The 20,493-nt window shown below is 38.3% G+C and carries 17 protein-coding genes and 1 pseudogene; 7 read left to right on the top strand and 11 right to left on the bottom strand.

Annotated elements, in window-relative coordinates; translation table 11 throughout:
* Positions 1 to 15: 15 nt before the first annotated feature.
* Together lolD and ACTJJG_RS06150 are read right to left on the bottom strand one after the other, a co-directional pair.
* Entirely contained in the window at positions 16 to 702 is a 687-nt protein-coding gene (lolD, locus tag ACTJJG_RS06155) for a lipoprotein-releasing ABC transporter ATP-binding protein LolD (RefSeq protein ID WP_032004412.1), read from the bottom strand.
* On the bottom strand, positions 695 to 1,930 hold the full coding sequence (locus ACTJJG_RS06150) for a lipoprotein-releasing ABC transporter permease subunit (protein ID WP_004790618.1): 1,236 nt from the start codon (positions 1,928 to 1,930) through the stop codon (positions 695 to 697). Before ACTJJG_RS06150 ends, lolD begins: the two co-directional genes overlap by 8 nt.
* 128 nt (positions 1,931 to 2,058) lie before the next feature.
* Between ACTJJG_RS06150 and ACTJJG_RS06145 the strand changes: the two are divergent.
* Positions 2,059 to 2,160, top strand: a pseudogene (locus ACTJJG_RS06145) (PilZ domain-containing protein); the annotation flags it as partial.
* A 29-nt stretch (positions 2,161 to 2,189) separates the two neighbouring features.
* Here the strand turns inward: ACTJJG_RS06145 and ACTJJG_RS06140 are convergent.
* Positions 2,190 to 3,098 carry a DMT family transporter gene (locus ACTJJG_RS06140; protein WP_032070350.1) on the bottom strand — a complete coding sequence of 303 codons (909 nt, stop codon included), beginning with the start codon at positions 3,096 to 3,098 and terminating at the stop codon, positions 2,190 to 2,192.
* Positions 3,099 to 3,105: 7 nt separating this feature from the next.
* Positions 3,106 to 3,594, bottom strand: coding sequence for a YaiI/YqxD family protein (locus ACTJJG_RS06135; protein ID WP_080777123.1), 489 nt, complete (start codon positions 3,592 to 3,594; stop codon positions 3,106 to 3,108).
* Between the two features lie 246 nt (positions 3,595 to 3,840).
* Between ACTJJG_RS06135 and ACTJJG_RS06130 the strand changes: the two genes are divergently transcribed.
* A complete protein-coding gene (locus ACTJJG_RS06130) occupies positions 3,841 to 4,782 on the top strand; it encodes a hypothetical protein (RefSeq protein WP_002118998.1) in 942 nt (313 codons plus the stop codon).
* Positions 4,783 to 5,020: 238 nt separating this feature from the next.
* Here the strand turns inward: ACTJJG_RS06130 and serC are convergent, their stop codons facing one another.
* The gene (serC, locus tag ACTJJG_RS06125) at positions 5,021 to 6,100 is read right to left on the bottom strand and encodes a 3-phosphoserine/phosphohydroxythreonine transaminase (RefSeq protein WP_017385810.1); all 1,080 of its coding nucleotides are present in this window, start codon (positions 6,098 to 6,100) and stop codon (positions 5,021 to 5,023) included.
* A gap of 385 nt (positions 6,101 to 6,485) precedes the next feature.
* Between serC and ACTJJG_RS06120 the strand changes: the two genes are divergently transcribed.
* Genes ACTJJG_RS06120 through ACTJJG_RS06105 form a run of 4 tightly spaced genes read left to right on the top strand, consistent with a single transcriptional unit; the run spans position 6,486 to position 11,335 of the window.
* Positions 6,486 to 7,973, top strand: coding sequence for a TolC family protein (locus ACTJJG_RS06120; protein ID WP_440608917.1), 1,488 nt, complete (start codon positions 6,486 to 6,488; stop codon positions 7,971 to 7,973).
* Between the two features lie 12 nt (positions 7,974 to 7,985).
* Positions 7,986 to 9,107 (top strand): HlyD family secretion protein, encoded by a 1,122-nt coding sequence (locus tag ACTJJG_RS06115; protein WP_017399228.1) that lies wholly within the window; start codon positions 7,986 to 7,988, stop codon positions 9,105 to 9,107.
* Positions 9,108 to 9,110: 3 nt separating this feature from the next.
* Entirely contained in the window at positions 9,111 to 10,241 is a 1,131-nt protein-coding gene (locus ACTJJG_RS06110; RefSeq protein ID WP_185126870.1) for an ABC transporter permease, read from the top strand.
* The gene (locus ACTJJG_RS06105; protein WP_045126691.1) at positions 10,238 to 11,335 is read left to right on the top strand and encodes an A1S_2622 family ABC transporter permease subunit; all 1,098 of its coding nucleotides are present in this window, start codon (positions 10,238 to 10,240) and stop codon (positions 11,333 to 11,335) included. Before ACTJJG_RS06110 ends, ACTJJG_RS06105 begins: the two co-directional genes overlap by 4 nt.
* 44 nt (positions 11,336 to 11,379) lie before the next feature.
* Here ACTJJG_RS06105 and gyrA read toward each other — a convergent pair whose 3' ends face one another.
* From gyrA to xerA, 4 genes are all read right to left on the bottom strand, one after another.
* Positions 11,380 to 14,094, bottom strand: coding sequence for a DNA gyrase subunit A (gyrA, locus tag ACTJJG_RS06100; protein WP_017399225.1), 2,715 nt, complete (start codon positions 14,092 to 14,094; stop codon positions 11,380 to 11,382).
* Positions 14,095 to 14,459: 365 nt separating this feature from the next.
* Complete coding sequence (locus ACTJJG_RS06095; protein WP_002118921.1) at positions 14,460 to 15,392, bottom strand: electron transfer flavoprotein subunit alpha/FixB family protein; 933 nt, start codon at positions 15,390 to 15,392, stop codon at positions 14,460 to 14,462.
* Positions 15,393 to 15,409: 17 nt separating this feature from the next.
* A complete protein-coding gene (locus tag ACTJJG_RS06090; protein WP_002118903.1) occupies positions 15,410 to 16,159 on the bottom strand; it encodes an electron transfer flavoprotein subunit beta/FixA family protein in 750 nt (249 codons plus the stop codon).
* Positions 16,160 to 16,620: 461 nt separating this feature from the next.
* Positions 16,621 to 17,508: a site-specific tyrosine recombinase/integron integrase gene (xerA, locus tag ACTJJG_RS06085; protein WP_080631163.1), complete on the bottom strand. Its 888-nt coding sequence runs from the start codon at positions 17,506 to 17,508 to the stop codon at positions 16,621 to 16,623.
* Between the two features lie 165 nt (positions 17,509 to 17,673).
* On the opposite strand from xerA, the gene ACTJJG_RS06080 reads away from it, so the two are divergent.
* On the top strand, positions 17,674 to 18,297 hold the full coding sequence (locus ACTJJG_RS06080) for a LysE family translocator (protein WP_005067713.1): 624 nt from the start codon (positions 17,674 to 17,676) through the stop codon (positions 18,295 to 18,297).
* Between the two features lie 86 nt (positions 18,298 to 18,383).
* Here ACTJJG_RS06080 and dapF read toward each other — a convergent pair whose 3' ends face one another.
* Both dapF and lysA read right to left on the bottom strand, forming a co-directional pair.
* Complete coding sequence (gene dapF, locus ACTJJG_RS06075; protein ID WP_017399221.1) at positions 18,384 to 19,229, bottom strand: diaminopimelate epimerase; 846 nt, start codon at positions 19,227 to 19,229, stop codon at positions 18,384 to 18,386.
* A gap of 5 nt (positions 19,230 to 19,234) precedes the next feature.
* Positions 19,235 to 20,485, bottom strand: coding sequence for a diaminopimelate decarboxylase (gene lysA / locus ACTJJG_RS06070; protein ID WP_069120487.1), 1,251 nt, complete (start codon positions 20,483 to 20,485; stop codon positions 19,235 to 19,237).
* Between the last annotated feature and the right edge of the window lie 8 nt (positions 20,486 to 20,493).

Raw genomic sequence — 20,493 nt, 5'->3', positions numbered from 1 at the left:
TTTAATGACAATTTTTTAAGTGCCACTCACCCAGAGTCCATCTTGCATATGCAAAATAGAATCAGCAGCCTGAGCTAAATGCTCATCATGGGTCACAATTAACATTGCCATGTTGAGTTCTTTCTTAAGATCGGTCAGTAATTCAAAAATACCTAGAGCTGTTTTACGGTCTAAATTACCTGTAGGTTCATCAGCCAGAACAACCGCAGGTTTAGTGACTAAAGCACGCGCTAAAGCCACACGTTGGCGCTCACCACCCGAAAGCTCCCCTGGCTTATGATCCATACGATGAGATAACCCAACTCGATCAAGCAAATATTCAGCTTGCGCTTTTACAGATTTAAATTGGCTATCTGCACGAAGCATTAAAGGCATCGCCACATTTTCAAGCGCAGAAAACTCAGGTAATAAATGATGAAATTGATAAACAAAACCGAGGTATTGGTTACGCTGAAAACCACGTTCAGCTTCACCTAAATTATCAAAACGCTGACCATTTAAAAATACTTGCCCTTGAGTTGGCTGCTCTAAACCACCTAGCACATGAAGCAAAGTACTTTTACCTGAACCACTCGCACCGACAATCGAAACAAACTGCCCTGCTTCAACTTGTAAAGAAAGACCTTTAATGACTTCAACTTTAGATTTTCCGTCATCAAAATGTTTATATATTTCTTTCGCTTCTAAAACAATTTTACTCATAGCGCAGTGCCTCGGCAGGTTGAACTTTGGCAGCACGAAGTGCCGGATAAATAGTCGCCAAGAAGCTTAAAAGTAAAGAAACAATCACGATAATCGTTACATCTTGCCATCTTAAATAAGAAGGAAGGTAATGTACAAAGTAAGCATCAAATAGATTTAAGCCCAACACATTGTTAAACCATGAAATGATATCGCTAATGGTTAAAGCTAAAATTACACCTAAAACCGTACCTGCAACTGTACCAATCACCCCAATCACGGTACCTTGAACCATAAATATTTTAGTGATCATCGATGGCGAAGCGCCTAATGTACGCAAAATTGCGATATCAGATTTTTTATCAGTCACCACCATGACCAATGATGAAACAATATTAAATGCTGCAACCACAATAATAAGGACAAGCAATAAACCGACTAGAGTTTTTTCCATTTGAATGGCATTAAATAAATTACCATGCGTATAGGTCCAGTTCGTCGCGTAGAAATTGCTTGGTAAACTTTTTACTAAGTCGTCAGCAACTTGCGGCGCTGCAAAAATATCATCTAGTTTTAAACGGACACCTTGGGCACCATCTGGTAAACGTAATAAGGTTGAAGCATCGTATAGGGCGATATAACCCACCATAGAGTCGACTTCAGCGCCTACACTAAAAATACCAACCACTTTAAAACGCTTGAAACGAGGTACAACACCTGCTGGAGATGGCGTTGCTTCTGGTAAAACCAATGTCACGCTGTCATTTAGACGTAAGCCCAATGAATCAGCCATATCTTTACCAAGTACAATACCAAATTCACCTTTTTTAAGTGAATCTAAACTCCCTGCAACAATATGATTTTGAATAATAGAGACATTCTTTTCATATTTTGGGTCAATACCCGTCACCATAATACCAGCGACCTGTCCTTGCGCAGTTAACATACCTTGCAATTGCGTAAAAGGTGCAACCCCTGTTACATGTGGATGATGTTCAACTCGCTTCACGAGTTCAGGCCAATCCGTGAGGATTTGTGTAGATGAAACTGTTGCTTGTGGCACCATTCCTAACACACGGTTTTTCAATTCGCGATCGAAACCGTTCATGACAGAAAGTACTGTAATCAGCACAGCGACACCTAGTGTCAAACCGACCATCGAAACCAATGCAATAAAAGAAATAAAATGATTACTGCGTCTTGCGCGAGTATATCTCAACCCTATATACAGTGAGATTGGTTTAAACATACCTTCTAAATCCAAGGTCATTGATGGAAAATATAAGATGTTGATGGCAAATTGCACCCACATCTACTATTTGACCATACCGTTAGATGCTGTATTAAGGTTTAAAAATCAGTAAGTTCTGACTTATCCTTAACAATCCTAATATTATATTGCTGCGCTATTTTCTACTAGTTGAGTTGGGAGATCAATTTGATCGTGCATTTCGCTACGAATTAGAACAATTTAATGAATAAGCTCAACAAATTACCCAAATCTTCTCCTATTTAGACTTCATATGTTGAGCAAAGTTCCGGTTTGCCTGAATGTCTTTGTAGAAATATAAAAAAAGTCCAGACAAGATAATGAAAGCACCTACAAAAACCATAATTGAAAGTTGTTCATGGTTTAAAGCAGCTCCAATCATCATCGCTAACATAGGTGTAATAACTGTCGTTAAAGATAAAGTCGTTGCCTGAATATTTTGTATAAGTTTGAAATAACAGAACATGGCAACGAGTGATGCCATAAGTACCGTATAAATTAAGGCAAATAAAGATTTAGCTTCTGGCAAATGTGTTGGTGCATATTGCCAAATAAATGGAATAAAACAACTAGCAAAAATTGAAGACACTAAAATAGAACCAGTTGCCTGAGCCATCGGCTGGATCTGCGCATTAACTTTCTTAACCCAAAAAATTGAAAAAGAATAAACAAACACACTGATCAGCATAAGAACAATACCAAACGGGTGTACATGCTGATTCGCACCGCTCAGACAAATAATAGTTAACCCACAGACCGCAATTGCCATACCCAACCATTGCAGCTTATAAAGTTGTTGGCCAAAAGCAAACCGCCCAATAAGCCCCGCCATAATCGGTGCTAAGCCAAACATAAGCGCAATCATGCCTGAACTTAAATATTGGGTTGCGGCATAAGTGAAAATTTGAGAACCAATTAAGCTAAAAGATCCAGCAATGTAGCTATGAACTGCTTGTCGATGCGTTGGAAAAGGTGTTCTCAAAATTAGCAATATGATGACAGCCAAAGGCAGTGCAATAAAAAAGCGTAATAACAATGCCCACATAAGATGTAGATCAGACACACTCCAGACAATTGCCAACGGAGTTGTTGCCCAGATAAACACTAACAAGGCATAGGTTAGAGCCAAATTGGTTTGCGATGGCATGCGATGCTCACTTAGCTATTTTACGTTTTTGCTTTAAAATCGTTTGATCTAATGAACTTGAAAATTCACGTTTATCTCGTTCGGAAATAGGAGGCGGTCCACCAGTTTGCACACCTGCACCACGGAGCGTATCCATGAAATCACGTAGATGTAAACGCGCTTTAACATTCGCCGTTGTATAGACTTCACCACGGGGATGAATAGCAACTCCACCTTTCTCAATCACCTGAGCTGCCAGTGGAATATCCTGCGTAATGACAATGTCATTTTCAGTCATACGATCAACTATTTCTTTATCTGCTTGGTCGGCACCACTTAAAACTTGTATTGATTTAATTCGTACTGAAGGCGTAATCCCAACATTTTGATTGGCTACAAAAATAACTTCTAATTGATAACGATCTGACGCACGTAAAATCACTTCACGTAAAATTTTCGGTAAGGCGTCTGCGTCTACCCATAGCTTAAATGGCAGCACGTTATTCTCTATTTCCACTAAAAATATTAGTCTAACAGATGCTTTTCTAAGGTGAGTAAAAATAACGATTAAACTGATTTTTAATTTCAACATTTAATTTTTTTATAAATTAAACGTACTTTTAACTTATAAATAGAAACGGCGCTTCTTTTTAAATGACTAAATACGCGCTTTTACAAGAGAATTTACATATGGTGACTTGAAAAATAGTAAACACCCTCGATTTAATATAACAAGTAATGTGAACCCAACAGCATCGTGCTTATGAAAAATCAAAACAGTCCAGAAGTTATTAAAGTAAATGACCAAAATTTTGGTAGTCATGGAGAACATTGGAATCTATTGACGTCCCATCCCGAAACAGATGTACCAAAATGGTTAGGACTGGCACTTGATGCACCTGTAATGCCAATGGGTTTGTGTGAACATGAAGAAGACATGGATCAATCTTTTTGGCTCATTCAAGGTCCACAAGACCAAAAAGTTACCATCAATCAAATTATTGCTGTTGAAAATCAAAAACCTCGTGCGCTTAAAACAGCCTTCCCAAGTTTTGAAAGTCCATATCAATATAATGCGAAAATTGAACGCATCATTACTTGTGACTCTGCTACACAAGCCGTGTTGAGTTTAAGACTAAATAAAAATACAACCGTTTATGCATTTGATAATTTATTTAGTGTTAACTACTGTCAATATGACAAAAATCAAAACTATCAAGTCCAATTTAATGCATGGGCTTATGAATTAGAACCTGTTCCAGCAGGTGAAAAAATCATTGTTGATGACCCCGCTTCTATTAAACATCACCGTGCATTAAATGCAATTTTAACTGAACATAATGGTGTTGCTCCTGAAAACTTACAGGAACTCATTAATGAATGGCAACCAAAAACTCCAGAAGATCAAGAACCTGTAACCGTTGATTTTTCTAAAATGGTCGCTTATTTATATGGCGAAAATCTTGGTCAAGAAGATGAAGCATGGTTCCAAGGTAATATTGTTGGTAAAACCTCTATGACATTTATGGGGGCAGAATATACCCTTTATGATGTCACTTTGGTTTTAGAAGATGATCTTCCTGCCATATTAGTGCGCATTGCGACCAAAAACGATTTGTATAAAAACTTTAATATTGGCGAATATATTCGCGGTAATATCTGGATTCAGGCGACTATTTGTGCTAAAAAGGGTGAAACTAATTGAATTTCACTAATATTTTAATAATTAGGTTATTGAATGAAGATTATACCCGAACAAACTACCAGCCTCATTCAATCCAGTAGCCTGCGCGTAAAGGTCGATACTGGTGCGTTTTGCTTTTTTGTCTTGGGTATGTTCTTAGCTGCCATATTCATGCACCAGTTTGGTTTAGTGCCTTTTTAATTTATAACTTATTCAATAAATAAAGCCCTCATTTGAGGGCTTTATTTATTTGATTTGCTTAACCATTACGCTTAGCAAAATCATCCATAAAGTTGATTAAAGCCTGTACGCCTTCTAATGGTACAGCATTATAAATACTTGCACGCATACCGCCGACAGAACGGTGGCCAGCTAAATTCAACAAGTGATTAGCTTCCGCTTCTTTTAAGAATTGCTTTTCTAAAGCTTCGTCTGCCAAGGTAAACGGTACATTCATAATTGAACGGTTTGGAATTGCGATAGGATTATTGTAGAAATCGCTTGAGTCGATATAACCATATAACAACTGAGCCTTTTCAAGGTTCACTTTATGAATAGCCTCTACCCCACCCTGCTCTAGCAACCATTCAAATACCAAACCAGACAAGTACCAAGCGTAAGTCGATGGTGTGTTTACCATAGAACCATTTTTGGCTTGGTCACCATATTTTAAAATGCTTGGAATTTCTGGTTTAGCCTGATCAAGTAAGTCATCACGAATAATGACAATTGTTAAACCAGCAGGACCAATATTTTTTTGCGCGCCAGCATAGATTAAACCAAACTTGGTGACATCTAATGGAGCAGATAAAATACTTGATGAATAGTCACAAACAAGTGGCGCTTTTACATCAGGAATTCCTGCGAACTGTAAGCCACCAATCGTTTCATTATCCGCATAATGTACGTATGCTGCATTGTCCGATAAATTCCATTCGCTTTGTTCAGAAATTGCGAACTTGCCATCTACTTTAATGCCAGCTTCTACAACATTAATATCGCCATAACGTTTTGCTTCTTTTAACGCTTTTTCAGACCAGATGCCGGTGTGAATATAATCGGCTTTACTGTTCTTACCTAAAAGGTTTAAAGGAATAGCAGAAAATTGTAATGACGCACCGCCTTGTAAAAACAGTACTTTATAGTTTTCTGGAATGTTCATTAACTTGCGTAAATCTGCTTCAGCTTTTTCAGCTACAGCAACATAGTCAGCACTACGGTGACTCATTTCCATGATGGATAGACCTTTACCCTGCCAATCCAACAATTCTTGTTGAGCTTTTTCTAAAACGGCAGTAGGTAATGCAGCAGGACCAGCACAGAAATTGTACGCGCGCATGATTTTTCCCTTGTATAAAGTCAAACACAATAAAAATGGCATTTAACCACAGATTGCTTAAGCTTGCAGCAGCTTCTCAAGTAAATATTTCAATGCTGGACTGTATTTAGCTTTATTTTTTCAATTATTGTTGTCGTTATTTCTTTAATTTTAATAATCAGCTTCCCCATTTAAAAAAATTTTTAAGCAAAAAGATCAACTTGACTTGTGATTATCATTTCACATACCTTGATAGCTATTACAAAAATATTGGCTTAGTAAATTCAATAATTAAAGGAGCTAAAAACCACCATGTTTTTATACAAATGTATAATAAACAAGATGATAATTGAATTTAATAACAAGAAATTTAAACTATAAGGGATGCCAAAAATTGTTATTTAAAATGCCAACACATCGATATAGACAGTCTATTTTTCCCTTTTCATTTAAACCAAAACATCTTGCTTTGGCTTTAGGCTTTTTTTTCACTAATCATTTATATGCCGGAAGCTTAAGTTATGCCGAAGCAGAACAACAAGCTTTAAAAAGTTCATACAGTACTCAAGCCAACCAAGCATTACAGCAAGCATCTCAATTAGAAGCTGAAGCAGTAAAGGGCCTCGGATTACCTAGAGTTGATTTGAATGTCAGAGCCTACGCTTTTCATAGTGAAACAGATGTACCTCTTGGGGCTTTTAAACAAAAACTTGAAAATGATTTAAGCCAAGGACTAAATGACAAACTTTCACAGTGGAGCAATGTCATTCCATCAGATGTGCTGGGACAAGTTCAAGAAGGCGCAAACCAAACCATACATGATGGTATAAATCGCTTTCCTGATTATGCGAATCTGACTATCGAAGATCAGGTGGTACGCCCTTCGATTTCAGTCGTAATGCCACTCTATACAGGCGGCTTAACCAGCAGCGCAAAAAAAATAGCTAATATACAAGCACAGCGCTCTGAGCTTTCAAGCCAACAACAGCAGGATATACAGCGATTTGAAGTAGTACAAAGTTACTTTAATGTGCAATTACAGCAGCAGCTGGTCGCAAGTAGCTTATTTAACTTTAATGCGATGCAAAAACATTACAGCAATGCCCTAAAGCTGGAACAACAAGGATTTATTAGTAAAGGGCAACGCATGCAGTTTGAAGTCGCTCGTAATAATGCAGAACGTACTTTACAAAATACTCAAGCTAACTTAAACGCCAGCCGCTTTAGCCTTAATAACCTTTTACATCAACAAAATAATGTAGATTTAAGTACACCTTTATTTGTAAATAACACTCCAAGCCAGTCTCTAGAATCAATTTTAACCAGTTATTCACAAAAATCTAGCCTTGTACAAAAAATGCAGATGGATACTCAACTGGCTAATGTCAATATTCAAGCTCAACAAGCAGCAAAAAAACCAAGTTTATTTGCATTTGGTGAATATGCGCTTGATGAAAATGAAAATTGGATTGTCGGTGTAATGGCAAAATACAATCTATTTTCTGGGGTAGATAAAAATAAGAATATTCATGCCGCTGAATTAAAGCGTTACGCTTCTGAACTCATGACTGAACGAACCAAACAAGAGATTGAAGCTCTTTTGAATAAATCATATAACGAGCTTGACTCTGCTCAGCAAAGTCATCAGCTTTTACAAAGAAACGTAAATGCTGCTCAAGAAAACCTACGTATTCAAGAACTTTCTTTCCGCGAAGGAATGGGTACAGCAACCCAAGTGATTGATGCGCAAAATGCATTAAGTGCGTTAAAAACTGAAATGGCTTTAAATGCTTATAAATATGTCATATCACTTGCAACTTTACTGCAAAGTCACGGCTCAATTGACCAATTTAAAGCTTACGTTAATCAACCACATACCGACTATATTCGTTAAGGGGAGTATAAAATGAATCAAGACTCAGCTCATTCAGAACAAGATTCTCCTGCTGCGGATACGGCAGAAACCAACCAAGCTCCAAAAGATGATCAAGCTAGCAATGATCAAGAATCAAACGCAAATAAAAATGACGCCAATCCTCCTAAAAATTCCAAAATTAAACTGATTATTGGCCTGATCATCATTGCCTTATTAGGTTTAATTATTTTTGGTTTGTGGAAAAGTTATCAACCGAAACCTATTGAACTACAAGGCCGTGTTGAAGCTGAAACTATTCACGTAAGTACAAAAGTCCCAAGTCGTATTGAAGAAATTTATGTACAAGAAGGCCAGAAAATTTCCAAAGGTCAGCCACTTGTTCGTTTGGTTAGCCCTGAAATAGAAGCTAAAAAGCAACAAGCTTTGGCTACCTTACAATCAGCTTTAGCCTTTCAATCTACGGTAGACCGCGGTTCGCAACAAGAAAATATCGATACTCTTTATGCCAACTGGCAAAGCACCAAAGCGCAAGCGAATCTTGCAAAAACAACTTACCAACGTGGTGAAAATTTATATAGACAAGGGGTAATTTCGCGTCAAAGACGAGATGAAATGCTCGCAGCACAGACCTCTGCTCAAGAATTAAGTGAAGCCTCTTATCAACAATATGCTCGTGCAAAACGTGGAAGTACTAGCCAGCAAAAATCTACAGCAGATGCACAAGTTGAAATTGCAAAAGCAGCGGTAAGCGAAGCAAAAGCTTTAGAGGAAGAGACACGCTTACTCTCTCCGATTTCGGGTACAGTTTCAAAAACTTACGGTAAGCCTTCTGAATTAGTCGCTATGGGTGTACCTGTTGTCAGCATTTTAGAAGATGATGATTTATGGGTAAGTTTGAATGTTGGTGAAAACCAATACGCTTCTGTTTATAAAAGTAAAACCCTTGAAGGATTCATACCTGCTCTTAATCAGAATGTGAATTTTAAAATCAAGAATATTGATGCGGAAGGTGAATTTGCCACTATAAAAACGACTCGCCAAACTGGGGGCTATGATATTCGTAGCTTTAAATTGCATCTGGTGCCTGAACGTCCTGTCAAAGATTTAAAGGTTGGCATGAGCGTTCTATTTAAAATTAAAGAAGAAAAATAAAGCATGTTTGCCAGTATATTACGGGAACTAAACTATCTAAAAAGCAATAAATGGGATTTGTGTATGGTGACACTTATCCCTGCTTTTATCATTTTTTTGTTTAGCAGCATGTTTTATGCAGGTAAAGCTGAACATTTACCAATTGCGATTATTGATCAGGACCAAAGCGAACTCAGCCGTAATATTGAAAAGTATCTTTCGTTGAATCATACAGTAGACATTAAAACAATTACGGTAAGCTCTGCGGAGGCTGAACAACTACTCAATGAAACCAAAATATGGGGTTATGTTTTCATTCCAGACGGTGCTGAAAAACGCTTCGTGAAAGCACAAGATGCTCAAATCAGCATTGCATTTAACCAGTCTTTTTTTAGTGTTGGAAATACGATTTCTTCAGCAATGCTGGTCAGTACCCTCAATGCTTTAGCAGACTATGCTGGTCAAAGTTATCTTGCAAATAGTATTCCCTATTTAGATGTTCCTACCGCTCATGTAAAAATCTCAACGCTTTATAATCCAAGTATGAGCTATGAGTTTTATTTAGAACCTTTCATGGTTCCTGCTGTATTGCACTTATTGCTGTGTTGCTGTGTTGCCTTTGCTATTGGACAAGAGCTTAAACGTGGCACATTAACAGCATGGGTAAACCGAGAAAGTTTTATTCAAGGCTTACTGGCTAAAAATCTGCTTTATAGCCTTATATTTTGTGCATGGACATGGGTATGGATGTTTTGGCTAGTCGAAATCCGTGGCTGGTTCGTAGCAGGTTCTCTTAGTTTATTGTTATGCGCACAGTTTTTACTTTATTTTGCCTACGCTTTGATTAGTAGCACCGTCATTCTTGCAACCAAAAATTTAAGTAAAACTTTTGGCTTTATCGCGGTATATGGCGGCTCTTCTTTAAGTTTCGCAGGCGTTACGCTACCTTTAAATAATGCGCCTATTTTCACCAAATTTTGGTCACTCATTATTCCTTATACCCCTTATGCTAAGCTTCAAACCGAACAATGGGTGATCGGCAGTCCAATTTTCATTTCAATGATTCCTTTTTTAATACTCATCGGTTATTGCCTGATTTACTTCTTTTTAAGTTGTCTATTGCTTAAAAAATTAGTTCGAGGGGCAACACAATGAAAGAATTCTTTAAGGCTTATGGGCAAACATTTAAAGACATTGTAAGTAATAGCTCAGTTTTCACAACTCTGATTTTATCGGTCATTCTTTATAGCTTTTTTTATCCTACCGCCTATAAAGCTGAGCGTGCAGAATCTATTCCTATTGTCATTGTTGATGAAGAACAAAGCCTCTTAACTTCTCAATTGATTGGCCAAAGTGCAAATAGCCCCCATGTTCATATCGTTACCGTTACCAGCAATTTTTTACAAGCTGAACAAATGGTACGTGAGCAAAAAGCCGATGGTATTTTACTTTTACCAAATAACTTAACCCAAAGCTTACGCAGAGGAGAAACAGGTGGAATCGGCTTATACTTAAGCACAACCAACTTTTTAAAAACTAAAGAAATTGGTTTAGGTCTAGCAACCTCGATAGAAGCTACATTAAAAGAATATATTGAAAAATTTGGACAGCGCACTCATTTCCAGCCAGCGCTTTCTATTCATCAAGTGCCGTTATTTAATCCACTTTCAGGATATGGAAGTTATATTTTTCCGGCTGTTGCATCTTTGATTATTCATCAAACGATTGTGCTAGGTTTGGCAATGTTAATAGCTAGCTATCGTGAGCAACGTGAAAAGATTACTGCTGTTCGCCTCGCTGGAGTTTTCGCAAGTATATTTACGATTGGTTGTTTAGGGTGTTTTTATCTTTTTGGTTTTACCTTGTGGTTCAATGACTATCCACACGGTGGAAATTTTATAGGTCTACTCATTGCCGTTCCAATTTTTATTAGTTGTGTGATTGGATTAGGCATGCTGATCGGTTCACTTTTAGATATGCCGGAACGTGCCGGACATATTATTGTGTTTAGCTCAGTACCTTTATTCTTATTAACCGGAGCTGCTTGGCCTCATCAAGCCATGCCTGAATGGTTACAATGGCTTGCGTGGTGTTTACCTTCCACACATGGGGTACAAATGTTTGTGCAACTTAACCAGATGGGTGTTCCATTAGCCACGGTTGTACCAAAGCTGATTTTTCTTGGGACCCTTGGATTAATATTGGTGAGTTTATCTTATTATCGGCTTGTTAAAAAATCTTCTTCATAAAATAAAAAAGGAAGCTTATGCTTCCTTTTTTATTTAAGTTTTACTTACTCTTCAGAAGCATCTTCATTATTTGATACAACTTCTTCGCTATCAGTTTCAGTAGTATCTACTTCGCCTTCGAGAAACTCTTCTTCATCTTCGACAGCTTCAATAGACACAACACCTACTAGAGTTTCTTCTTCGCTTAAGCGAATTAGGCGTACACCTTGTGCATTACGACCAGTCATCGCAACTTCTGCTGCACGGGTACGAACTAATGTACCGCCATCAGAAATAAGTAACAATTCTTTGGTTTCATCAATAGACACTGCACCAACAAGCTCACCGTTACGTTCGCTTGTCTTAATCGCAATTACACCCTTACCGCCACGTTTCTTGGTCGGGAAGTCATTTACTGGAGTACGCTTACCATAACCGTTGGCACTTGCACACAGTACTTCACCTGTTTCAGGTACAACTACAAGGGATACGATACGGCTTACTAAATTTGAATCTGCTGAATCGTCATTGTCATCTGATTCATCATTTTCAACATCTACATCTTCTTCACTTAAAGTACTGCTTGCAAAGCTCACACGCATACCACGAACACCTTTCGCAGTACGACCCATTGCACGTACGTCAGTCTCAGCAAAACGGATTGCCTTACCTTCGTTCGAGAACAACATGATTTGCTGATTACCATCAGTAATCGCAACACCAATTAAGGTATCTTCTTCATTGAGTTCAATTGCACGTAAACCATTTGAACGGATATTAGCGAATTGCTCTAAATCAACACGTTTAACCGTACCTGACGCTGTCGCCATAAATACGTAATGGTTTTCTGGGAACTCAGTTAACGGCAAGATAGCTGTTACTGTTTCATTCGCATCTAAAGGTAACAAGTTCACAATCGGACGGCCTTTGGCACCACGTGATGCTTGAGGCACTTCAAACACACGAAGACGATATACTTTACCTACGTTGGTAAAGCAAAGCACAGTCGCATGGTTTGAAGCTACAATCAGATGTTGAATAAAGTCATCATCTTTCATTGAAGTTGCAGACTTACCACGTCCACCACGGCGCTGAGCCTGATAATCTGAAAGTGGTTGAGTTTTTGCGTAACCTGTTTGTGAAACCGTTAATACAACTTGTTCTTCAGGAATTAAATCTTCACGGCTAAAATCAATACGTGATTCAATAATTTCAGTGCGACGTCCATCACCATACTGTTGTAGTACCAGTGCTAACTCTTCGCGAATTACAGCCATCAATAAATTGAAATCATTCAAAATCGCAGTAAGTTCAGCGATTTGACCTAAGATCTCAGTATATTCTGCATGTAATTTGTCTTGCTCAAGACCAGTTAAACGATGTAAACGTAATTCTAAAATTGCGCCTACTTGTGTTGGTGATAAACGGTAAATTGAATCGGTTAGACCAAATGGACGATTTGGATCTTCACCTTCGATTTCATCTGGACGAACAGAAATTGCGCCAGCTTTTTCAAGTAATGAAACGACACCACCACCTGCCCACTCACCTGCAAGTAAACGCTCACGCGCTTCAGCAGGGTTAGCAGAAGTTTTAATCGTCTCGATAATTTCATCGATATTGGCTAAAGCAACTGTTAAGCCTTCTAAGATATGACCACGTTCACGTGCTTTACGCAGTTCGAACATGGTACGGCGTGTCACAACTTCTTGGCGGTGACGGATAAATGCCGCAATAATATCTTTCAGATTCATCAATTTTGGTTGTCCGTTATCAAGACAAACCATATTGATGCTGAATGAGTTTTCGAGCTGGGTATTTAAGAATAAGTTATTTACAACGACTTCAGCGTTTTCACCACGCTTTAAATCAATTGCAATACGCATACCTTCTTTGTCAGACTCATCACGAAGTTCTGAAATACCTTCAAGTTTTTTCTCTTTAACCAACTCGGCAATACGTTCAATAACTCTTGCTTTGTTTACTTGATATGGAATTTCAGTAAAGACGATGGTTGTACGGCCTGTCTTTTCATCTTCTTCGAAATGGTACTTACCACGAATGTGTAAGCGGCCTTTACCTGTACGGTAGGCATCAACAATACCTGATTTACCGTAAATAATACCGCCTGTAGGGAAATCAGGACCCGTAATGTATTCCATCAATCCTTCAATCGAGATGTTCGGATTGTCAGCATAGGCTAAGCACGCATTCACAACTTCTGTCATGTTATGCGGTGCCATGTTGGTTGCCATACCTACGGCAATACCAGCAGCACCATTAATTAACAAGTTAGGAACACGTGTCGGAAGTACTTCAGGAATACGCTCAGAACCGTCGTAGTTATCTTCCCAATCAACCGTGTCTTTTTCTAGATCTGCAAGAAGCTCGTGTGCAAGCTTAGTCATACGGACTTCGGTATAACGCATTGCAGCTGCGCTATCACCATCAATCGAACCGAAGTTACCCTGACCATCTACCAATAAATAACGTAAGCTAAAATCCTGAGCCATACGTACAATGGTTTCATAAACAGCTGAGTCACCATGAGGGTGATATTTACCGATTACGTCCCCAACAACACGCGCAGATTTCTTGTAGGCTTTGTTATAGTCATTGCCCAATTCGTGCATGGCATAAAGCACACGACGGTGAACAGGTTTCAGACCGTCTCTCACATCCGGCAATGCACGAGATACGATTACACTCATCGCGTAATCTAAATATGAATGCTTGAGTTCGTCCTCAATGGCAATCGGTCGGATTTCCGATACGCTCATGCATACTCCTTCTTACAGATAGAAATTTCCATCTGCTTATATGTCTTGATCTTGCAAAAAATTTAGTTCCGGAAACTGAACTAAAATCGAAAAAAATATAGCTGTATACTATAGCATAAAAGCACTGTGTAATGTGCGGAATCTACACCGCGAATCTGGTGATATTTGTATAATTTAATTGCATATTATTCTTATCACATCGCCATAACGAGCATGTTCTATTCTTAATAAAACTATGTGATTTTTATTCTATAAAAATCAAACCTCAAATGAGATAAAAGTCTCAGTTATACATTTCAGATCACTATTCATAATAAAAAACCCCTAGTAAAAACTAGGGGTTTTTTAGCTTTAATCGGTAAGGATTAAAGTTTAGATACCAATTCTGGTACTACAGTGTTCAAATCACCAACTAACCAGTAGTCAGCAACACTGTTGATTGGCGCTTCTTCGTCTTTGTTGATTGCAACAATAACTTTAGAATCTTTCATACCAGCTAAATGCTGGATCGCACCAGAAATACCTACAGCAACATAAAGCTCAGGCGCAACGATTTTACCAGTTTGACCAACTTGGAAATCGTTAGGTACAAAGCCCGCATCAACTGCTGCACGTGAAGCACCTTGTGCTGCACCAAGCTTGTCAGCTAATGGATCAAGTACTTTATGATAGTTCTCACCAGAACCTACACCACGACCACCAGAAACTACGATGCGAGCCGCAGTTAATTCTGGACGATCAAGCTTAACGATTTCTTCAGATACGAAGTGAGAAATACCCGCATCTTTTACTTCGCCAACTGTTTCAACAGCAGCTGAACCGCCTTCCGCAGCAACTGGATCAAATGCTGTACCACGAACAGTACCAACAATGATTGCTTCGTCAGATTGAACAGTTGCAATCGCGTTACCTGCATAGATAGGACGCTTGAATGTGTTCGCAGATTCAACAGAAATGATATCTGTGATCATGCTTACATCAAGAAGAGCAGCAACACGTGGAAGAATGTTCTTACCAGTGGTTGTAGAAGCAGCTAAAACGTATTTGTAACCTTTAGCCAAGTCAGCAACTAAGCCAGCTACGTTTTCAGCTAATTGGTTTGCATAAGCAGCATTGTCAGCAAGTAAAACTTTACTTACACCAGCAACTTTAGCAGCAGCATCAGCAACTGCTTGAGCACCAGAACCAGCAACTAATACAGTAATATCACCACCGATTTTTTGTGCTGCAGCAACAACGTTTAAAGTAGCACCGTTAAGTACTTGGTTGTTGTGGTCAGCGATAACTAAAATACTCATGATTTTATCCTTCCGTATTAGATCACTTTCGCTTCATTTTTCAATTTTTCAACAAGCTCATCTACAGATTTCACTTGTACGCCAGCTTTACGTTCTGCTGGAGCTTCAACTTTAACAGTTTTAAGCTTAGTACCAGCTGTAACGCCATAATCCGCAGGAGATTTAGTATCAAGTGGCTTCTTACGAGCTTTCATGATGTTAGGCAATGCTGCATAACGTGGCTCGTTCAAACGCAAGTCAGTCGTGATGATTGCAGGAAGTGTAAGTTCAACAGTTTGTAAACCACCGTCAACTTCACGAGTCACTTGTACTTTACCGCCATCAACTTTCACTTCAGAAGCGAATGTACCTTGACCAGCACCTAATAATGCACCAAGCATTTGACCTACTTGGTTAGAGTCATCATCAATTGCTTGTTTACCAAGAAGGATAAGTTCTGGTTTTTCAGCTTCAACAACACCTTTTAAAATTTTAGCAACTTCTAAAGCGCCAATTTCATCAGTAGTTTCAACCAAAATACCACGGTCTGCGCCTAGAGCCATTGCAGAACGGATTTGTTCTTGAGCTTCTTTAGGACCTACAGAAACAACAACGATTTCTGATACTGTTCCTTTTTCTTTTAAGCGAACCGCTTCTTCCACTGCGATTTCACAAAATGGGTTAATTGACATTTTTACGTTGGTAAGGTCAACCCCACTATTGTCCGGCTTAACACGAACTTTAACGTTGGCATCAACCACGCGTTTTACAGCAACAAGAGCCTTCATGTAATCCTCGGCTGTTCTAGCAAAAGTAAATGTTGAGAAAAGTATATTAACTCTTCAATTAAAATTTTTTAGGTACCCTATCTTGCAATGTGTTTGGCATTTCGGTCAAGTCACAATTTTCTGGAACAGCATAAAAAAAATGAAATCATCAGTTCATAAAAAAAATTTAGACTGCTATGAGGACCTATTTTATTCTTTTTAAACTCTATTTTATACATTGATTTTTAGTATCTTTTTATCTTATTTAGCATATTAGCTAGAAACATAACATTACTTTTAAACACCATAAATCCGACGTTTTTTAGACCCAGTCGTCCACAAAATACTCAAAGATCAAAATTGTCAATTGGGTAGTTTCCCTTATTTCTCTTAAACAAATTTGTAAAAAAATCCAAATGATCTCTACATTCACCTAAAACATCTCAATTTAATTATCTTTGATTGAGTCTATTTTTTAACTTTTAGCTTTTATGTGCCCTTGGATGGGCTTGATCATACACTTGAGCCAAATGATCGAAATCAATATGGGTATAAATTTGTGTTGTAGATAAATTACTATGGCCTAGCATTTCTTGTACTGAACGCAAGTCACCGCTACTCGATAGCATATGGCTAGCAAAACAATGTCTGAGTAAATGTGGATGTAAATCGACATTTACACCTGCTCTTTGTGCCTGAAGCTTCACTCGTTTTTCAATTTGCCTTGGAGTGAGCGCCCCTCCTCGTAAGGAAATAAAGACAGAATCGTTTTGATCAAAATGTCCTTTCCAAATTTTATAAACTTTCAACCAGTTCAATAGGCTTTCTTTTGCTTTTTTCCCAAATGGTACTATACGTGTTTTATTTCCTTTACCTGTAATACGAACAAGTTGGCGATTAAAATCTACATCCTTAACTGTTAAACCCTGTAATTCAGCCAAACGTAAACCACTTGAGTAAAGTAACTCAAGCATGGCTTTATCTCTTAACCACAATTGCTGATCAACCGGTTTTTCTGGCATAGGTTGATCCAAAATTTGATTAACCGTTTCTATGTCGATCATGCCGGGCAAAGGTCTAGGTTGGCGTTTTAACTTAAAATCGTCGGTAGGATTAATTTCTAGATATTTACCTTGTTCAGCCCACTTCATAAATTGACGAATTGAGGTGAGATGACGTTGCATGCTACTTGAACTTAACTGGTCCTGTTCGACACGCTGCGCTAAGTACTCTCTTAAATCTGAAGCTTCAATATTTCTCAAATCTAGTTGTTTGTGCTCGCAGAACTCAAGAAAGCTTTTAACATCCCGTTCATAAGCAGTAATCGTGTGCTCAGATTGATTCTGTATTTTTCTTTCTTTTAACCACATTGAGAGCAGTTGTAATGCAAAATCCAAATTGCTCTCCATTTATTTGCTCATTTTTTTGAGTGTATCAAAAACTATGTGATCATGAAAATTTGATACCGCACAACCTAATGCTGATCTAATTTATATATTACAATTTAAACCAAGTATTCATTGGACCTTGCTGCCATGACCACCATACTCATTCCTTATTTAATTGCGATTACCTTACTTACACTGACCCCTGGTTTAGATACGACTTTAATTATTCGTACAGCAACACTTGAAGGTAAATCGAAAGCGTTTCAAGCAGCTGTCGGCATTAGCCTTGGCTGTATTGTATGGGGAATTGTGGTTGCCTGTGGTCTAGGTGCTTTGCTCATGGCATCTGATCTCGCTTTTAATATTCTAAAATGGATGGGAGCAGCTTATCTAGCATGGTTAGGTTTAAATATGATTTTAAAACCACGTAGCCAACTTGCAGATATTCAAGAGAATAGTTCAAATACCTCTCCTTCACAAAATTGGTTTATTAAAGGCTTTTTGGGTAATTTACTTAATCCCAAAGTTGGTATTTTTTATATTTCATTTCTTCCACAGTTTATTCCACCACAAGCATCAGCAGTTACTTGGGTGATGGGACTGGTAATGATTCATGTGGTGATTGGAATGTTATGGTCAACTTTATTAATTTTGACTATGCAACCACTGTCACGTTATCTTAAGCAACCTAAATTTGTGAAATATATGGACCGAATTACTGGCAGTATTTTTGTGTTGTTTGCTTTGAAATTAGCTTTGAGTAAAAGATAATTAAATCAAATATTATTATACATATAAAAGAAAGCCTCTTTTATCACTTTAGCTGATGAAAAGAGGCTTCTATTTAGGTAATGCTATTAACCTTGGAAATAACGTAAATCCAAACGCCCATCATAAACATGAGTTGTTGGACCAGTCATCCAGACCACATCGCCTTCTTGCCATTCGATTTGTAACTTACCACCAGCAAGCTCAACTTCAACTGAGTTCGCAAGTAAGCCACGGCGCATACCACTTACAGCAGCAGCACAAGCCCCTGTACCGCATGCAAGTGTTTCACCTACGCCACGCTCAAATACACGTAAGCGAATATGTTTTTCATCAATTACTTGCATAAAGCCAGCATTAACACGTTCAGGGAAACGTTTATGTGACTCAACTTGTGGACCAATGCCAGCAACATCAGCAGTTAATACATCTGGAACAATAGTGACAGCGTGAGGATTGCCCATATTGACCACATCAATATTAATGTTCTGGTCGTTAGCTAACTCAAGTGTATATAAAGCTTCTGGTTGTTCTGCAATGAATGGAATTTCATTCGGCAAGAACTTTGGGTAGCCCATATTGACGCGAACCCAACCATTTTGTCCCAACTCAGGTTTTACAATACCTGCTTTGGTTTGGACAGTAATACTTGTTTTAGTTGTTAAATGGCGCTCATGTACAAAACGAGCAAAACAGCGTACTCCGTTACCACATTGTTCAACTTCAGAACCATCTGCATTAAAAATACGATATTTAAAATCTGCTTCCGGTAAATCTGGTGGTTCAACAATTAAAAGTTGATCAAAACCGATGCCAAAATGACGATCGGCTAAGCGTTGAATTGTTTCTGTATCCAAATAGGCACGTTGGCTGATTAGATCAACCACCATAAAGTCGTTGCCTAGGCCATGCATTTTAGTAAATTCTAACAACATTTCATTTACTCCTCAGGCAACAAGCGTTCATTTTCCCACAGGGATTCAACCGTTTCACGCTCACGAATCAAATAGGCTTTATCGCCTGACACCATCACTTCTGCGGCACGGCCACGTGTGTTGTAATTTGAACTCATTACAAAACCATAAGCACCAGCGCCAAGAACAGCCAACAAGTCATTTTCTTTTAAAGCCAATGAACGATCTTTACCAATGAAGTCACCTGTTTCACAGATTGCTCCAACAAGATCCCAAGTTTTTTCTTCAGTATCTGAACTTGTCACCACAGGTTGGATATCCATCCAAGCTTCATATAAAGCAGGGCGAATTAAATCATTCATTGCAGCATCAATAATGGCAAAGTTACGGTGGCTCGTTGGCTTGAGCAAATCAACTTTTGTTAGAAGCACACCTGCATTTGCACTAATGCTACGACCTGGTTCCATATAAACCTTGAGACCTAACTTTTCTAAAGCAGGTTTCATTGAGTTGGCATATTCTTCAACACTTGGCGGTGTTTCATATTTATAACAAACACCTAACCCGCCACCGATATCAATGTGTTTAAGAGTAATACCAAGTTTTTTTAGTTCTTCGATCATCAACATGACACGATCTAAAGCATCAACGAATGGTTTAGTCTCGGTTAATTGCGAACCGATGTGGCAGTCAATTCCAATAATTTCAAGGTTTGGTAAAGATGCAGCATATTGATAAGTTTCATAAACGGTATCACTTGGAATACCAAATTTATTTTCTTTTAAGCCTGTTGAAATATAAGGATGAGTTTTTGCATCTACGTCTGGATTTACACGTAAAGAAATCGGCGCTTTTTTGCCTAGACGAGCTGCAACTTTTTGAAGACGGTCTAGTTCTGCATAAGACTCTACGTTAAAGCAAGCAATGCCTACATTTAACGATGTTTCGATATCGGCTTCAGTTTTACCTAAACCAGAAAAAACAACTTTAGATGCGTCTCCACCCGCTTTTAAAACGCGTGCAAGTTCACCACCTGATACGATATCAAAACCAGCACCAAGTTTTGCCAACACATTAAGAACAGCTATATTTGAGTTAGATTTCACCGCAAAACAGATTTGATGATCAATAAAATCAAAAGCACGGTCCATATCTAAGTAATGTTTTTCAAAAGCTGCTTTTGAATAAACATACAAAGGTGTGCCAAATTGCTGCGCAAGCTGCTCCATAGAACATTGCTCTGCATGCAATACTCCATTAATGCGGGTGAAACTCATGAAGGTGT

The sequence above is a fragment of the Acinetobacter sp. 22512 genome, assembly GCF_052044755.1.
Taxonomy (GTDB): domain Bacteria; phylum Pseudomonadota; class Gammaproteobacteria; order Pseudomonadales; family Moraxellaceae; genus Acinetobacter; species Acinetobacter pittii.
This window is presented reverse-complemented; position numbering and strand designations above follow the sequence as displayed.

What these genes read in the sequence shown, in the direction of transcription:
- lysA (WP_069120487.1), bottom strand. Translation starts at nt 20,485, where the DNA reads ATGAGTTTCACCCGCATTAATGGAGTATTGCATGCAGAGCAATGTTCT.
- gyrA (WP_017399225.1), bottom strand. Translation starts at nt 14,094, where the DNA reads ATGAGCGTATCGGAAATCCGACCGATTGCCATTGAGGACGAACTCAAG.
- ACTJJG_RS06120 (WP_440608917.1), top strand. Translation starts at nt 6,486, where the DNA reads ATGCCAACACATCGATATAGACAGTCTATTTTTCCCTTTTCATTTAAA.
- ACTJJG_RS06140 (WP_032070350.1), bottom strand. Translation starts at nt 3,098, where the DNA reads ATGCCATCGCAAACCAATTTGGCTCTAACCTATGCCTTGTTAGTGTTT.
- lolD (WP_032004412.1), bottom strand. Translation starts at nt 702, where the DNA reads ATGAGTAAAATTGTTTTAGAAGCGAAAGAAATATATAAACATTTTGAT.
- ACTJJG_RS06110 (WP_185126870.1), top strand. Translation starts at nt 9,111, where the DNA reads ATGTTTGCCAGTATATTACGGGAACTAAACTATCTAAAAAGCAATAAA.
- ACTJJG_RS06105 (WP_045126691.1), top strand. Translation starts at nt 10,238, where the DNA reads ATGAAAGAATTCTTTAAGGCTTATGGGCAAACATTTAAAGACATTGTA.
- ACTJJG_RS06090 (WP_002118903.1), bottom strand. Translation starts at nt 16,159, where the DNA reads ATGAAGGCTCTTGTTGCTGTAAAACGCGTGGTTGATGCCAACGTTAAA.
- xerA (WP_080631163.1), bottom strand. Translation starts at nt 17,508, where the DNA reads ATGTGGTTAAAAGAAAGAAAAATACAGAATCAATCTGAGCACACGATT.
- ACTJJG_RS06130 (WP_002118998.1), top strand. Translation starts at nt 3,841, where the DNA reads ATGAAAAATCAAAACAGTCCAGAAGTTATTAAAGTAAATGACCAAAAT.
- dapF (WP_017399221.1), bottom strand. Translation starts at nt 19,229, where the DNA reads ATGTTGTTAGAATTTACTAAAATGCATGGCCTAGGCAACGACTTTATG.
- ACTJJG_RS06080 (WP_005067713.1), top strand. Translation starts at nt 17,674, where the DNA reads ATGACCACCATACTCATTCCTTATTTAATTGCGATTACCTTACTTACA.
- ACTJJG_RS06115 (WP_017399228.1), top strand. Translation starts at nt 7,986, where the DNA reads ATGAATCAAGACTCAGCTCATTCAGAACAAGATTCTCCTGCTGCGGAT.
- ACTJJG_RS06095 (WP_002118921.1), bottom strand. Translation starts at nt 15,392, where the DNA reads ATGAGTATTTTAGTTATCGCTGACCACAACAACCAAGTACTTAACGGT.
- ACTJJG_RS06150 (WP_004790618.1), bottom strand. Translation starts at nt 1,930, where the DNA reads ATGTTTAAACCAATCTCACTGTATATAGGGTTGAGATATACTCGCGCA.
- serC (WP_017385810.1), bottom strand. Translation starts at nt 6,100, where the DNA reads ATGCGCGCGTACAATTTCTGTGCTGGTCCTGCTGCATTACCTACTGCC.